Source organism: Agathobaculum desmolans ATCC 43058, from assembly GCF_000701665.1.
GTDB classification, from domain to species: domain Bacteria; phylum Bacillota; class Clostridia; order Oscillospirales; family Butyricicoccaceae; genus Agathobaculum; species Agathobaculum desmolans.
Map to the genome: position 1 here is coordinate 1 of NZ_JNJN01000040.1, position 11,804 is coordinate 11,804.

At 52.5% G+C, this 11,804-nt stretch carries 22 protein-coding genes and 1 tRNA gene; 10 read left to right on the forward strand and 13 right to left on the reverse strand.

Translation table 11 applies throughout. The features are described from left to right. The 7 genes from T363_RS16280 to T363_RS16590 all read left to right on the forward strand — a co-directional run. On the forward strand, positions 1 to 285 hold a 285-nt coding region (locus T363_RS16280), incomplete at its 5' end, for a hypothetical protein (RefSeq protein ID WP_034972184.1). An 11-nt stretch (positions 286 to 296) separates the two neighbouring features. Beyond that, positions 297 to 698 carry a hypothetical protein gene (locus T363_RS0110295; protein WP_031475572.1) on the forward strand — a complete coding sequence of 134 codons (402 nt, stop codon included), beginning with the start codon at positions 297 to 299 and terminating at the stop codon, positions 696 to 698. A gap of 58 nt (positions 699 to 756) precedes the next feature. Beyond that, a complete protein-coding gene (locus tag T363_RS0110300; protein WP_031475574.1) occupies positions 757 to 936 on the forward strand; it encodes a hypothetical protein in 180 nt (59 codons plus the stop codon). Positions 937 to 1,037: 101 nt separating this feature from the next. Further along, entirely contained in the window at positions 1,038 to 1,286 is a 249-nt protein-coding gene (locus tag T363_RS0110305) for a hypothetical protein (protein ID WP_031475576.1), read from the forward strand. 44 nt (positions 1,287 to 1,330) lie between these two features. Continuing rightward, positions 1,331 to 1,663, forward strand: coding sequence for a hypothetical protein (locus tag T363_RS0110310; protein ID WP_031475578.1), 333 nt, complete (start codon positions 1,331 to 1,333; stop codon positions 1,661 to 1,663). A gap of 13 nt (positions 1,664 to 1,676) precedes the next feature. Further along, positions 1,677 to 1,940, forward strand: coding sequence for a phage holin (locus tag T363_RS0110315; protein WP_031475580.1), 264 nt, complete (start codon positions 1,677 to 1,679; stop codon positions 1,938 to 1,940). 356 nt (positions 1,941 to 2,296) lie between these two features. Further along, complete coding sequence (locus tag T363_RS16590) at positions 2,297 to 3,628, forward strand: N-acetylmuramoyl-L-alanine amidase family protein (RefSeq protein WP_051643223.1); 1,332 nt, start codon at positions 2,297 to 2,299, stop codon at positions 3,626 to 3,628. Positions 3,629 to 3,867: 239 nt separating this feature from the next. Here T363_RS16590 and T363_RS0110325 read toward each other — a convergent pair whose 3' ends face one another. The 9 genes from T363_RS0110325 to T363_RS16725 form a co-directional block, all read right to left on the reverse strand. Further along, positions 3,868 to 4,386, reverse strand: coding sequence for a hypothetical protein (locus tag T363_RS0110325; protein WP_031475584.1), 519 nt, complete (start codon positions 4,384 to 4,386; stop codon positions 3,868 to 3,870). Further along, positions 4,383 to 4,802 (reverse strand): hypothetical protein, encoded by a 420-nt coding sequence (locus tag T363_RS0110330; protein WP_031475586.1) that lies wholly within the window; start codon positions 4,800 to 4,802, stop codon positions 4,383 to 4,385. The genes T363_RS0110325 and T363_RS0110330 overlap by 4 nt, the downstream gene beginning before the upstream one ends. 9 nt (positions 4,803 to 4,811) lie before the next feature. Next, positions 4,812 to 5,021: a hypothetical protein gene (locus tag T363_RS0110335; protein ID WP_031475588.1), complete on the reverse strand. Its 210-nt coding sequence runs from the start codon at positions 5,019 to 5,021 to the stop codon at positions 4,812 to 4,814. Between the two features lie 13 nt (positions 5,022 to 5,034). Then, positions 5,035 to 5,418: a hypothetical protein gene (locus T363_RS0110340; protein WP_031475589.1), complete on the reverse strand. Its 384-nt coding sequence runs from the start codon at positions 5,416 to 5,418 to the stop codon at positions 5,035 to 5,037. A 45-nt stretch (positions 5,419 to 5,463) separates the two neighbouring features. Continuing rightward, positions 5,464 to 5,754 (reverse strand): hypothetical protein, encoded by a 291-nt coding sequence (locus T363_RS0110345; protein ID WP_154658796.1) that lies wholly within the window; start codon positions 5,752 to 5,754, stop codon positions 5,464 to 5,466. A 39-nt stretch (positions 5,755 to 5,793) separates the two neighbouring features. Next, on the reverse strand, positions 5,794 to 6,063 hold the full coding sequence (locus tag T363_RS0110350; protein ID WP_051643224.1) for an SPFH domain-containing protein: 270 nt from the start codon (positions 6,061 to 6,063) through the stop codon (positions 5,794 to 5,796). 9 nt (positions 6,064 to 6,072) lie between these two features. Next, entirely contained in the window at positions 6,073 to 6,285 is a 213-nt protein-coding gene (locus T363_RS0110355; protein ID WP_031475595.1) for a hypothetical protein, read from the reverse strand. Between the two features lie 12 nt (positions 6,286 to 6,297). Beyond that, positions 6,298 to 6,546: a hypothetical protein gene (locus tag T363_RS0110360; protein WP_031475597.1), complete on the reverse strand. Its 249-nt coding sequence runs from the start codon at positions 6,544 to 6,546 to the stop codon at positions 6,298 to 6,300. Positions 6,547 to 6,667: 121 nt separating this feature from the next. Continuing rightward, a complete protein-coding gene (locus T363_RS16725) occupies positions 6,668 to 6,793 on the reverse strand; it encodes a hypothetical protein (RefSeq protein ID WP_278247014.1) in 126 nt (41 codons plus the stop codon). Between the two features lie 193 nt (positions 6,794 to 6,986). Between T363_RS16725 and T363_RS0110370 the strand changes: the two genes are divergently transcribed. Continuing rightward, on the forward strand, positions 6,987 to 7,229 hold the full coding sequence (locus tag T363_RS0110370; protein ID WP_031475599.1) for a hypothetical protein: 243 nt from the start codon (positions 6,987 to 6,989) through the stop codon (positions 7,227 to 7,229). 22 nt (positions 7,230 to 7,251) lie between these two features. Here the strand turns inward: T363_RS0110370 and T363_RS0110375 are convergent, their stop codons facing one another. Beyond that, the gene (locus T363_RS0110375; protein ID WP_031475601.1) at positions 7,252 to 7,506 is read right to left on the reverse strand and encodes a helix-turn-helix domain-containing protein; all 255 of its coding nucleotides are present in this window, start codon (positions 7,504 to 7,506) and stop codon (positions 7,252 to 7,254) included. Positions 7,507 to 7,662: 156 nt separating this feature from the next. Here T363_RS0110375 and T363_RS0110380 point away from each other — a divergent pair. Beyond that, positions 7,663 to 7,726, forward strand: a tRNA-OTHER gene (locus T363_RS0110380). 89 nt (positions 7,727 to 7,815) lie between these two features. Here the strand turns inward: T363_RS0110380 and T363_RS0110385 are convergent. Genes T363_RS0110385 through T363_RS0110395 form a run of 3 tightly spaced genes read right to left on the reverse strand, consistent with a single transcriptional unit; the run spans position 7,816 to position 10,217 of the window. Further along, on the reverse strand, positions 7,816 to 8,550 hold the full coding sequence (locus tag T363_RS0110385) for an ABC transporter permease (RefSeq protein ID WP_031475603.1): 735 nt from the start codon (positions 8,548 to 8,550) through the stop codon (positions 7,816 to 7,818). Between the two features lie 3 nt (positions 8,551 to 8,553). Continuing rightward, positions 8,554 to 9,303, reverse strand: coding sequence for an ABC transporter permease (locus T363_RS0110390; protein ID WP_051643225.1), 750 nt, complete (start codon positions 9,301 to 9,303; stop codon positions 8,554 to 8,556). Then, complete coding sequence (locus T363_RS0110395; RefSeq protein WP_031475607.1) at positions 9,300 to 10,217, reverse strand: ABC transporter ATP-binding protein; 918 nt, start codon at positions 10,215 to 10,217, stop codon at positions 9,300 to 9,302. Before T363_RS0110395 ends, T363_RS0110390 begins: the two co-directional genes overlap by 4 nt. 490 nt (positions 10,218 to 10,707) lie before the next feature. Between T363_RS0110395 and T363_RS15210 the strand changes: the two genes are divergently transcribed. After that, the gene (locus tag T363_RS15210; RefSeq protein WP_154658797.1) at positions 10,708 to 11,520 is read left to right on the forward strand and encodes a hypothetical protein; all 813 of its coding nucleotides are present in this window, start codon (positions 10,708 to 10,710) and stop codon (positions 11,518 to 11,520) included. Positions 11,521 to 11,804 lie beyond the last annotated feature (284 nt).

Below are 11,804 nucleotides of genomic sequence, written 5' to 3' on the forward strand. Positions count from 1 at the left end.
ACTCCAGAGAAATATCTCAATGAAATAGTGATGACTGCAATAAGTCAAATCAATTTTTCAACGCGAGAAATTCAATTTCCACAGACGATGCGTACTACCCCAGCGATAACATTTTATTCCCCTGTCACTGGGAAGGTTGGGAAGGCGGCAAAGGCTGGGGGCGGTGAAGTTGATATTAAAGAAATGATCGGGGGAAAAAATCGAATGTCATTTTTCTGTTCAAGCAATAACCTAGATATAGGTTATGAATATTATGTCCATTATTCCGCTTCTGCCGATTTGTAAGGAGGGACACTATGACTATCACCAAGAGCAAGGTCTATATCAAGACTGACGCACAAAATCGTATCATCCGCTGTGAGGGTGGATACACAACACCGGCAGACCTATCTGGGTGGATATATATTGACGAGGGTACGGGAGACCGCTACAACCTGTGCCAAAGTCACTATTTTGACGGCGGCACCTTCACAGCGGACGGTATCCCGCGATACAAGCTTGCAGACAGCAAGCCGGTACTGCGCAGTGAGGAGGAGATTGCGGCGGATAGAAGTGCTTTGCCCGCACCGCCGCCGAGCAGGGTTGAGGTGTTAGAGGCCGAAGTAACCCGCCTGCGGGCACAGAACGAGCTGCAGGCGCAGCACCAAACCTTTTTAGAGGATTGCCTGTTAGAGATGGGCAACATCGTTTATGCGTAAGTTTTGGGCGGCCATCGCCCTAAACCTATATTTTATTCTCGAGAAAGGAGAGACGGAAATGATGGCAATGTTATACGCAAGCAAAATCTGCATGGAGGCGGAAAACCCCAAAACCCGGAAGCCGTGGGTATTTGCGGACGTACCGGCGAAGCTGAAAAAGCAGGTAGCGGACATTTTGGTAAACGAATGCGGCCTGCCGGAGCTGGTGCCGGAAGCGTTCGGCGGCACGGCGGCGTAAGTAAATCACGACAGGGCATAGCCCGGACTGCGCCCGCAGGCGCGTCCAGTGAGCAACCGGGCGTAGCCCGGCACTTAGCGAATCGGAAAGGAAGTAAAAATATGTACAAGAACAACATCTACATCAAGAACCACAAGGAACTGTCCGCGATCACTAAGAGTGTGCGGCAGGAGGACGGCAGTATCACGCAGGAGGTTGCGCCGATTGGCGTGAGGCTTGACGTCTACGACGATCGGCACGGCCTGAAGCACAATGATCTCGCGCGGGCGCAGTACAAGCATTGGCTGTTCGTTGAAACCGGTGTGGACAAGCTGCTGACGCCGGATGACCGTAAGCTGCTCGGCCTGTGATTTGAGAGGAGGTGACGGGGCGGGTAGAACCGCCCCATTTGCCTATGGATAAGTGCATTATTAACCCTGAGCTGGACTGCATCGGCTCGGCAAAGGTTGCGGTGCTGGCCGAGCGCGTAGACCGGCTGGAAGAATGGCGGGACAAGTCCTCGAAATTCCACAACGACTTTTACGACTGGCAGCGGACGCAGATCGCGCGGGATGCGCGGCTGGATGAGCAGCTTAAAACCATGATTGCAGATATTTCAAAGGTGCTTGCATGGCAGGAGAGCCAGCAGGCCAAGCCCGCCAAGCGGTGGGATGCGATAACGGATAAGATCATCTGGGCAGTGCTTGCGGCGGTGATCGCATTCCTGCTCGGGCGCATTGGACTGTGAAAGGGGAACTTACATGAAAGTAAATATTCCGGTGAGAATGAAAAATCCGTGGTTTTGGGTGGGCATTGTGTCGGTGATGCTGACAGCGATCGGTGCGGAGCCGTCCATGTTTACCTCGTGGGAGATTCTGCGGGAGCAGATCATGGCGGTGCTGGGCAATCCGTATCAGCTCGCTGCGGTGTTTGTGGCGGTGCTGGCGGTGTTTGTAGACCCGACCACCAGCGGTCTGACGGACAGTGACCGTGCGCTCAGTTATGTAAAACCGCTGAAAAGATAACAAAAGCCGCCCGGAGGCGGCAAATTGACATAGGGCAGCGTGCGATGGTATAATATGTCGGGCGCTGTCGTTCCCAGCGGCGGGCGGTTGACCACTCTCCTGTAAAAAGGAGGTGGTGCGTATGGGCAAAAAACTCTTTCGAGTTTTGATATGGGCAATTCTGTTGCTACATATTTTGACCATAAATGCAAAATGACCGTCCTACCTGCAAAGTAAACGGTCATTTTGACTAAAACTCTGTAGGGTCAACCGCTCGTCGGCAGCGCCCCTTTGTATAGATATTATACCACATGCCCCGCCTGTGTCAAGGCGGGGCTTTTTGTTTATCCTGCCATCAAAATACGAGGTGATAATAGTTGAGCAGTATTCGATGTGACATCTACGACCCCAAAGAATATGATATCTGGTTTGCGGCAACGCCGTACGGCTCGCCGGCCTATCCCGCTAAGACGCTCAAAACATGGGCGTCGGAGGAGCAGGCCGATGTGGTGTACAACCTGTGCCTGTTTAACATGACGGGCAGCGGCAGCGACCGGTACGGCGTGATCCGCGGGCGCACCTTGCAGTACCTCAAGGCCAAGGGCGTGGACTGCGGCTACGGCGGCACGAGCGAGAAGTTGACCGTCAGCCCCGGCAACGTGGTTGCGGGTGTTAAGGTTGCGGTGAAAGACAACGTGGTGCGGGCGCTGGACAAGACCACGCGCCGCAGCCGCAACATGATCGGAGAGCTGGCGGACGGTAGGATCATCGTTGTACAGTCCTCGGACGGCTGCACGGAGGACGAGGTGGCGCGCTACGCCGCCGGACGATATACCATCGACCTGCTGCTGGTGCAGGACGCGGGCGGTTCGACGGGCATGTACCGCGCCGGTGACGGCTATCTGTTCGCCCCGGAGCGCGAGGGGGCGAACGGCCGCCCGGTGTGCAGCGTAGTATGTATGAGAAAAAAGAACAAGGAGGGCAAACCGATGGGCAAGAAGAAGGTATTTATCGGCGTCGGACACGGCGGCAGCGATTCCGGCGCGGTCGGTTATCTGGTGGAGAAGGACATCAATCTCACGATGGCCACCGCGTGCCGCGATTTTCTGACCGCTTACGGCGTGGATGTGTGCATGTCGCGCACAAAGGACGAGAACGACACGGTCAGTCAGGAGGTCGCGGAGTGCAACGCCTACGCGCCCGATCTGGCGGTGGATATTCACAACAACAGTGGTGGTGGCGACGGCTTCGAGGTGTTCCACACGATCCACGGCGGCACGGGCAAGACGCTTGCGCAGAACATCGAGAAACAGGTCAAGGCGATCGGCCAGAACAGCCGCGGCGTGAAAACCCGTCAGGGCACGAGCGGTGATTACTATGCGTTCATCCGTGAGACGGTCGCACCGGCGGTCATCTGCGAGGGCGTGTTTGTGGATACCAAGGCCGACGCCGCGCAGGCCGACACGCTGGCCGAGCAGCAGGCGTTTGGCGTGGCGTATGCAAAGGGAATTCTGGATACGCTGGGGTTGGCTTACGATGAGCCGGAGGAGAAGCCGGACGATGAACCGGTGGAGCCGGAAAAAGAGCACTGGGCGCAGAAGCATTTTGACAGCCTGAAAGCAAAGGGTGTGGAGATTGAAGATACTCGCTTCGATGATCCCATCACCCGCAGCGAGGTGTTCGCGCTGCTGGATAGGATTGTGAAGTAACGGTGTTCAATTTGGACACGGGAAAAGCCGGGGATTATGACAAGCGCCACTATGACAAATACCCCTTCGCAGGATTTTTATCCTGTGATGGGGTATTTTTTGCTTTGCGCGTATTCGTCTGAGATCGCTATAGAGCGATTTTCACACCTCGGAGGGTAGACGTCCGCCTTCCTCTACTTCATGCCGTTGCAACTCGCGCAGAGGGGCGAGAGAGGGCATTGGGCGGGATGGTCACCGCGTCACCTCCGATTGTCTCTCGGAAAGCGAGCAGCTAAGGCGGTTTCGATATACTCATCAAAGCTCGTATCTGCTTCGCTCCCAACCCATGCATCTGCCAGCTCCCCGGCGAACCGGGCCAACACATCTTCTCCGCGGGAGCCGGTCGGCAGGGTGATGAGGCCTACAGCGTCCATGTAAGCAGCTCGGCTCCCAATCGTCACGAGGAGATTATCTCTCAGGGGGCTTGGCGAAGGTGTTTCGGCTTTCAGAAATTCGATTGCCTGGATTTGCGACCAGTCATCGCCTGTGCAGCCGACATTCATGAAATTCCCGATGCGGTAGTATTTCATGATGTCGTTCGGGGTCCCGTTGATCCTCGTGGTGATGGTGTTTCCATCGGCCAGAGTCACCTTCACCGTGTATATTGCACGGCTGGGGTCGTTCAGCTCATTGCAAAATTCCTCATAGCTCATATTGCCCTGGGCTTTCATGGCGGCGCTGGCCTCCGCCAACTCCTCGGGCGTCCAATCTCTGCTCATTCGCACCTCCATAGCTCCGGGGTCTGTGCAATAGCCCACGCGACCAGCGGCATCCTGTTTCCCAGCATATCCTCCAACGCTTCCTCGGTGCCGCAGGCGTCGCAGATATAGACCGTCGCCCGGCGGCTGAGTGCGTTTCGCGTGACACTTTCAGTATCCATCGCCATCTTCCCGCAGCGGGGGCAGGCAAAGTGCCCGCCCTCCTGCTCCTTGGCAAACTCGGTAATGAGGATCCGCGCCAGCGTTTCCTCGTGCGGCTCAATGGATTCAATGCGCCAGTTTTTACAACCGTTCACTTCGGCGTTGGCACGGGCTTGCCGTGTCGCCTCCTCCAAGGTCGGCGCGAGCACTGCGGCGGTGACGGTCTGGTTTGTCCACCTGTTTCGGTAGACGACGGTCCAGCTTTTATTCTCCATGGTATTTCCTCACTTTCTGTCGTGGATATCCTGGAGCTCGTCGATGGTAGCCATATCGACCTCCAGTGCGTCAATCATTTCCTGTATCTTGTCAGCCATGGCTTTAGCTTCGGGGTATGCCCCAGCACCCTCCAGAGCTTTGGTCTGCATTTCACGGTAGTTGTCAATCTCGGCGCGAATCCCCCGGCGGGCATAGGAAAGGATTTTCAGATAAGTCATGCCGAACACCTCCTTAGGCAGCCGGGGCCGCTGCGGCCTTGGAGACCTTGGGGGTCTTGAGCGCCTTGGTGGCGGATGTGGACTTTTCTGCCGCCTTGGATGCCGGGGCTTTTTTTGCCGGTGCCTTGATCGGCTCGGTGCCGTTTTCAATGGCCTCGATCTCCTCCAGGTGCTTGACAATCCGACGCGCTTTGCCCAGCTCGGCGCGGATCTTCTTCAAATCGGTTTCTCGGTCGGCAATGGCCTTGTCCAGCACAGAGGTGTTCAGCAGGCCCTCAATGGCCGGAAGATCGGCAGTGAGCTTCTTAACATTGCGGAGCTTTCGCAGGTCGGCACACAGGGCCTCGGCTTTGGTCAAGTGGGTCTTGATGGAGTTCTGATATTCAATCTTAGTCATGATAATTTCCTTTCTGCCCTCGTGACCTCCGGGGCGGGGAACTTGTTAAACAGCTTCAAAAATAGTAGTGACCAGACGGGCGAGCTCGAATGCGATAGAGACAACCGGGTCATCATCCATAGTCGCCAGATCGCTGTGCTGAACGATATTCTCCGCCAGCTCAATGATATCCTGATCGGTAATATCATCTCGGCTCATATGATGCTCGTCCAGCAGACTTTGGAGCATTGCTTCGTACTCCAGCGTAGTCCCTCTGGTGTACCAGTGCTGCTGAATGCAAAGACTTCTGACTGACATGGGATCAATGCACTTGTGCACGATATAGGTCTTTCTCATAACAAATACTCCCTTCTTCATTTACGCTATCGGGGCTATTCACCCGAGAGCAATTTCCTCAATTTTCTCATGCAGGTCATCCATGTCCAACTCATTTAGAGCGTCTGCGACCTCTTCCATAGCGTCAATGCATTCCTGCATCCGCTCGCCGCGTTCGCCCTCCTGAAGCGATTCGGGAAGATTGCCGAGAGCCTCCGCTTCATCATCAATGACCTCCTGCAGCGCTTCCTTGACCTCCTCAATTTTGCTGGTCAATTCATCCATCTGGCCGAGGATAATCTTCAGAGTTTTACGCCTTTCTCTGTTCATAAATCAACCCTACGCTTTCTTGACGATGACGGTGATACCAACGAGATTTCCGATAGCCGGATAGTGCTCGGGGTAAACCTCTACGACTTCATAGGCCGCCGCGGTGCGGAGTGTGATCTCCTTAGCTGGCCCGAAGTAAATGCCCTCGGAGATGGATGGATCTTCCGAAATCCAAACGGTAGTGTTCTCATACACCTTGTAGAGCAGGTCGGTCAGTTTCATGGTGACTCCTCCTTATTCCCACGCGCTTTGCGTCCAGTCTTGGTGGTTGTTTTCAACCCAGCGGATAGCGGTTTTAGCCGACTTGAAGTTCTTGACCTTCACGAGCTCCGGCTCGTCGAAGGCTTTGACCTTAGTTTCCGCAGCCCACCGGTCGGAAAACTGCGTGACCCACCACCACTGGCTACCGAACCGCTTTGCATAACAGGTAGGTGTTCCGTCCTCATTGTCCATTTCGTGGATGATCTCCCAGTTTTCCATCATTTTGCGTTCCTCCTTGATTTTTTTGCCTTACTCGGTTATAATCAAGGCGGCCGGGGTAAGGCTCCCGGCTCGCCTTTCGGGGTGTTTGAGCGGCGTTCTTGACGGGGCGGCCGCTCATTTTTTATGCCTTGATCTTGCTATCTCGAACGATTTGAGCGGCGGCTTCGGCGTCTTTCGCGTTCGATTCAATCAGCTTTGCGATGTTCTCGAGATACTGATTGAGCTCGGCGGTAGTCATTTCGTTCAAGTCCTCACTTCCTTTCGTAAGAGGCTTTTCACTCGGGAGTTGTTTACCTCTGCCTTACGAGTATATAGTACATCAATTTGATTTACTTGTCAACTCTTTAGATAAACTTTTTTTGATTATTTTTCAAACCATTAAAGTTGACAAGTTCATGTTTTTGATGTACTATGAAAAGTACAGAAAGGAGGCGTTCTATATGTCTGTATCGGACAAGGTAAAAGGCTTGCTGGCTCTCTGTGGGAAAAAGCAGATTGATATGGCTGCGAGCTTTGGCATGAGCAAGCAGACAATGGGGAATAAGATGAACCGGGGAAGCTGGTCCGCCAGCGATCTCGCAAAAGTCGCCGAGTTCTGCGGTTGCAAGCTAGCGTTTATCATGCCGGACGGTCAGCAAATCGTCATCGACGCAGAAGAAAAAGAAAAGGCCTCAGACGAATAAACGTCCGAGGCCGGGGAGCGGCTTATCGCTTGATATGTATTTGTACACCGGTTCTGGATCTTGTCATCAGTTCGGGGTTTGGTTCTCGGACGATAAGATCAGAGAGCTCACAACCCAGCGCCTCACATATCAAGTCGAGATGCTCCAGATTGACCCTTTCGGCAATTTCATGGTAGAGGTCATTGATCGTTGATGGCCGGATACCCGTTGCCCGTGCAAGGTCAGCCTGAGTCCACCTCCGCTCGCCAAGCCGGGTGGACAGTAAAATCCTAATCATAGCCTGTCTCCTTTATGTTAGATTTTAACTATGATTTTAGATTTTACTGTAATTTGTTAGAAAATAACGGACTTCGTTATTCTATGAGCAGGGGTCAAACAGGGGTCACCCGAACAGTAGTCAATGCCCGCAAACCCGCACCACATCTACGTTTTGGGGCATTTCTATTGGTAGCTTGACGTGCGGAAGGTCGGCGGTTCGAACCCGTCAATGTCCACCACAAATCGACTGCTTCAAAGCAGTCGATTTTTTATGTGTAAATATGTGTAAAAGTGCACGTGTATTACACGTGCACTTTTCAGTGGGATATCATCCTGCTTGGGTATCGCGGTGCTTTTTCCACAGAACACAGAGCAGATAACCAAACAGAAAAAATCCGGTGGAGCTGATCACAAACGCAGCTGTGCTGCATTCCATTGAATCGGACGGGTTGTGCGAACACATGGAGAGCGGCAGCAGAGAAAATGGAAAGTAGATGCCAAACCCTTTGACCAGTGCGGCAATCCCGCAGAACCCGCCGAGGATTCCGGCGCCAACTGGGATTGCAAAGGAACGGATGGCCAGTGCCAGAAAAAGCAGCAAGGCAGCTTCGGTTGTCAAGCTCCACCAGCCACGCAGCAGCCAAAGAGGCAGCGCAGTCGGGATTGGTGCGGTCAGACCCGCCAACTTACCGCTGAGTAAAAACAACGCGCCGATGAACAGTTGGGTCAATGCTGTTAAGCCGGAAACAACCGTCAGTTTGGCCAACACTATGGTCGGGATGGGGATGGGCTGCGTCATAACAGTGTTCCAGTTGTGGTTTAGATGCTCCAGCCGGCATAGATAGGCGCAGTATACACCAGTCAAGGCTGGTGCAAACAGCGTGCAGTAAAACAGTGCGTGCTGGGTCCAGAGGGAATACCATTGCTGTGTAAGCATTCCCAAATTATTTAGATAATTAAATGTACCGAACCCTGCCGACATTACGGGCATGATCAGCAGCGCCAGCCAAATATATGAACGGCGGAGCTTGCGGTATTCTGCGCGGATCGAACGAATCAGCAAAACTCATACCTCCTTTTTGATAAACAGTCGGCGGCCGATGATGTATATCGCTGCAAAAAAGAGCAGAATACCGATTACACCGTCCCAAGCAAAACCGGTGAAACGGTAGGTTACGATCCGGGTGGTTTCATTCCAGTCCATCACCGTATTATACAGTACGGCGTAATACGCCCAGATAAAAAAGCGTTGGAAGCTTGGCGGGAAAAACAGAGAAAACAGGCCGAGCAGCGCGCCAATCAGACCGGCGATCATACCGATCATCTGATTGGAAAGCAGCAGGGATAAGACAAGTTGGAATAATAGAATGGTCAGTGTGGTCAATAACGTACCGACGGTGTATTCCAGAAGCCTTGACCATGGCGGTGTGCCTGCAAATCCACGTAACACACCGAAAATCACGATTGTAGCAAGCTGCAGGGCGACGAATACCGTCATATATGCACCGGCACATAAAAATTTAGCATCAAACACAGATCCTGCTGACTGTACGGTTTGCAGCAGCTTAAGTGTTTGCCCTTTGTGCTCGATATCTGCGATTCGTGAGGCCAGTACTGCAGCAACCACCGGTGTCATCATGGCATTGAGCAAAGGGAAGCTGTATAAAATATCTGCCCAGCCCTGCGACAACGCACGGGCATCCATGTCGATATAGGACCACAATCCCCACAGCATTTGCGCGGCCAGCATCAACAGCGGCGGAAGCCACAGCCAGCGGCGTTTGCATTTGTAGAACTCCATTTGTAAAGCAATCACAGGCTTGCCGCCCCCTCTGTTAATGCGAGGAAGATATCTTCCAGATTTTTGCGGCGATCTTCGATGCGGACAATGCCGATCTGCTGGGCGGTCAGCATAGAGATACAGTCTGCTATCGTGCGATCCGGCAGTGGCGGCAGCAACAGGACTTCTTCGCGTTGTTCGCTGATGATGCCGTGATGCCGTAGCAGCGCCTGTGCGGATGCATTGTTCAACGTGCGCAGCGCCAAATGGTGTTCGCTTTTTTCATGCAGATGTGCCATGGTGTCCTGATAGACCAACACACCGTTGGCAATAACGCCCACGTGAGTTGCCATCTGATCGATCTCGCTCAGCAGATGACTGGACACAACAACTGTCATGCCAAACTGCTGCGGTAATTCACAGATCAGCTCGCGCATTTCCTGAATACCGGCGGGGTCAAGTCCGTTGGTCGGTTCATCCAAAATCAGCAGGCGAGGGTGGGACAGCAGCGCGGCAGCCAGACCGAGCCGCTGCTTCATGCCAAGAGAATACTGCGATGCTTTTTTGTCCTTCTGTCCGGTTAGACGCACGATTTTAAGTACTTCTGCAATGTTCTGTTCGGGTGCTTTGCGTAGAATTTGCAGAATACGCAGATTTTCTTCGCCGGTTAGGTGCCCGTAGTAGGAGGGGGATTCGATCAGCGAACCAATGTCCCGCAATACGGACAGACGGTTTTTATCATTCATACGCTGATGCAGAATTTCGATCTCGCCGCCGGTGGGATGCGTCAGCCCCAAAAGCATTTTCAACGTTGTCGATTTACCCGCACCGTTGGGACCGAGAAAACCATAGATTGCACCTTCCGGCACAACCATATGCAGATCCTTTACCCGCAGGGTACCCCCATAGCTTTTACAAAGCCCCTTTGTTTCGATGATACTTTCTGACAAGGGTGTACACTTCCTTTCTTGTTTGTACTGTGCTTATCATACAGTGGAAGACTTACGACAGAATGACGCTTACCTTACAATTTCCTTACATATAGTTTCCACGGCAATAGCGAAGCACATCTTGGGCAGGTAAACTAATGTGTCGTTGTCGAACTTGGCTTGTTGAGTAGGGAAGAGGTGCTAACTCGTCCCCCAAGGTATGGGAGGCAGTTTGGGCGGCATGGGATAGAATCATAAGCAGACCCATCAACTTTGGCATTGTTCACTCATAAGTTAATTTTTTTTGCAAATTATACGAGTGGGTGATTGATATGAGAAAATTGCTAATGGCGGTAGTTACAGGAATGTTAATGCTGACCGCGTTGCGGGTGCTGCTGACATTTCCATTGCAAGGCCAAGTGCACATCACGTATACGTTGATGGCCGTCCGGTTCAGCCTGCAGCATATGAGATTGCGGGCAACAACTATTTTAAGTTGCGCGATTTAGCCGTGCTCGTCAACGGCACGGACAAGCAGTTTTCCGTTGATTGGAGCGAAGAGAGTAAGTGCATTTTTTTGCGCACTGACATGCCGTATCAGTCGGTTGGTGGCGAGCTGAGCAGCAGCATTTCAACACAGCAGGCGAACCTCAGCACGCATCGTGTATATATTGATGCTTTGCCGATATCATTTACTGCCTACGAGGTTGCGGGGAACAACTACTTTAAGCTACGCGATCTGGCAAGCGCCTTAGATATTGGCATAGGCTGGGATGAGTCGCTGCGTCGAGTCGATATTTCAACCACACAAAGTTATGATACGCCCAGTCGGGAAGAAATGTTGCCGATTGATTATCTGGGCATAACGATGGATAAAGTTGGTGATCTGTGGGGATACCCTTTTACCTACTTGGATTATTGGTACAGCGGAAACGCCAAAGGAATTTACTACAATGATAATCGTGTGCCTATGGGTTTTTACTATTACGATGCGGAATTCGCAGGGCATGCACAGGGTCCGGAACAGATTATTCTCGTTTCACTTGGACGAGATGCCTATCCTCGGATTCAAGAGATCGCTCCTGGATTGCCACTTAACGCGACCTATGCTGATCTGCTTACCAAGGGATATCAGCCTGTGCTGCACACAGATCCTGACGAGGTGAGTGGGGAAATCAGCGCCGCCACCGCTGGTTGCAGCATTGATATGTCAGGCGCACGAATTAATTTCTACTGGTATGACTATGCTGACCCCTATTCAGCACCAGCCGATCTGATTGATGTGTACGCATACGATTTGATCCGAGAACTTACCGGAGGCTGAGATTCGATTGTTTCTCAAATCAGAGCGTTGGATATTAGCAGGGGAGGGGCAGAAGTGCCTCCCCTTTCGCTTTGGCCAAGGGATGTTTTCTATTGGTGTGTTTGGATCTTATCCTAACATAACCAGTGGTCGGGGTGCATCTACCCTCAAATAGCCAACAGCACTTCTGCCGATGAGAAACAGACAGCTAATCAGCCAAGTGTTCCTGCACAAACCGAATCGAGAGAACCGGGAAAAGAGAGTATATCTTCGGATTTGCCGGCATATCCGTCCGAGGATGCGGG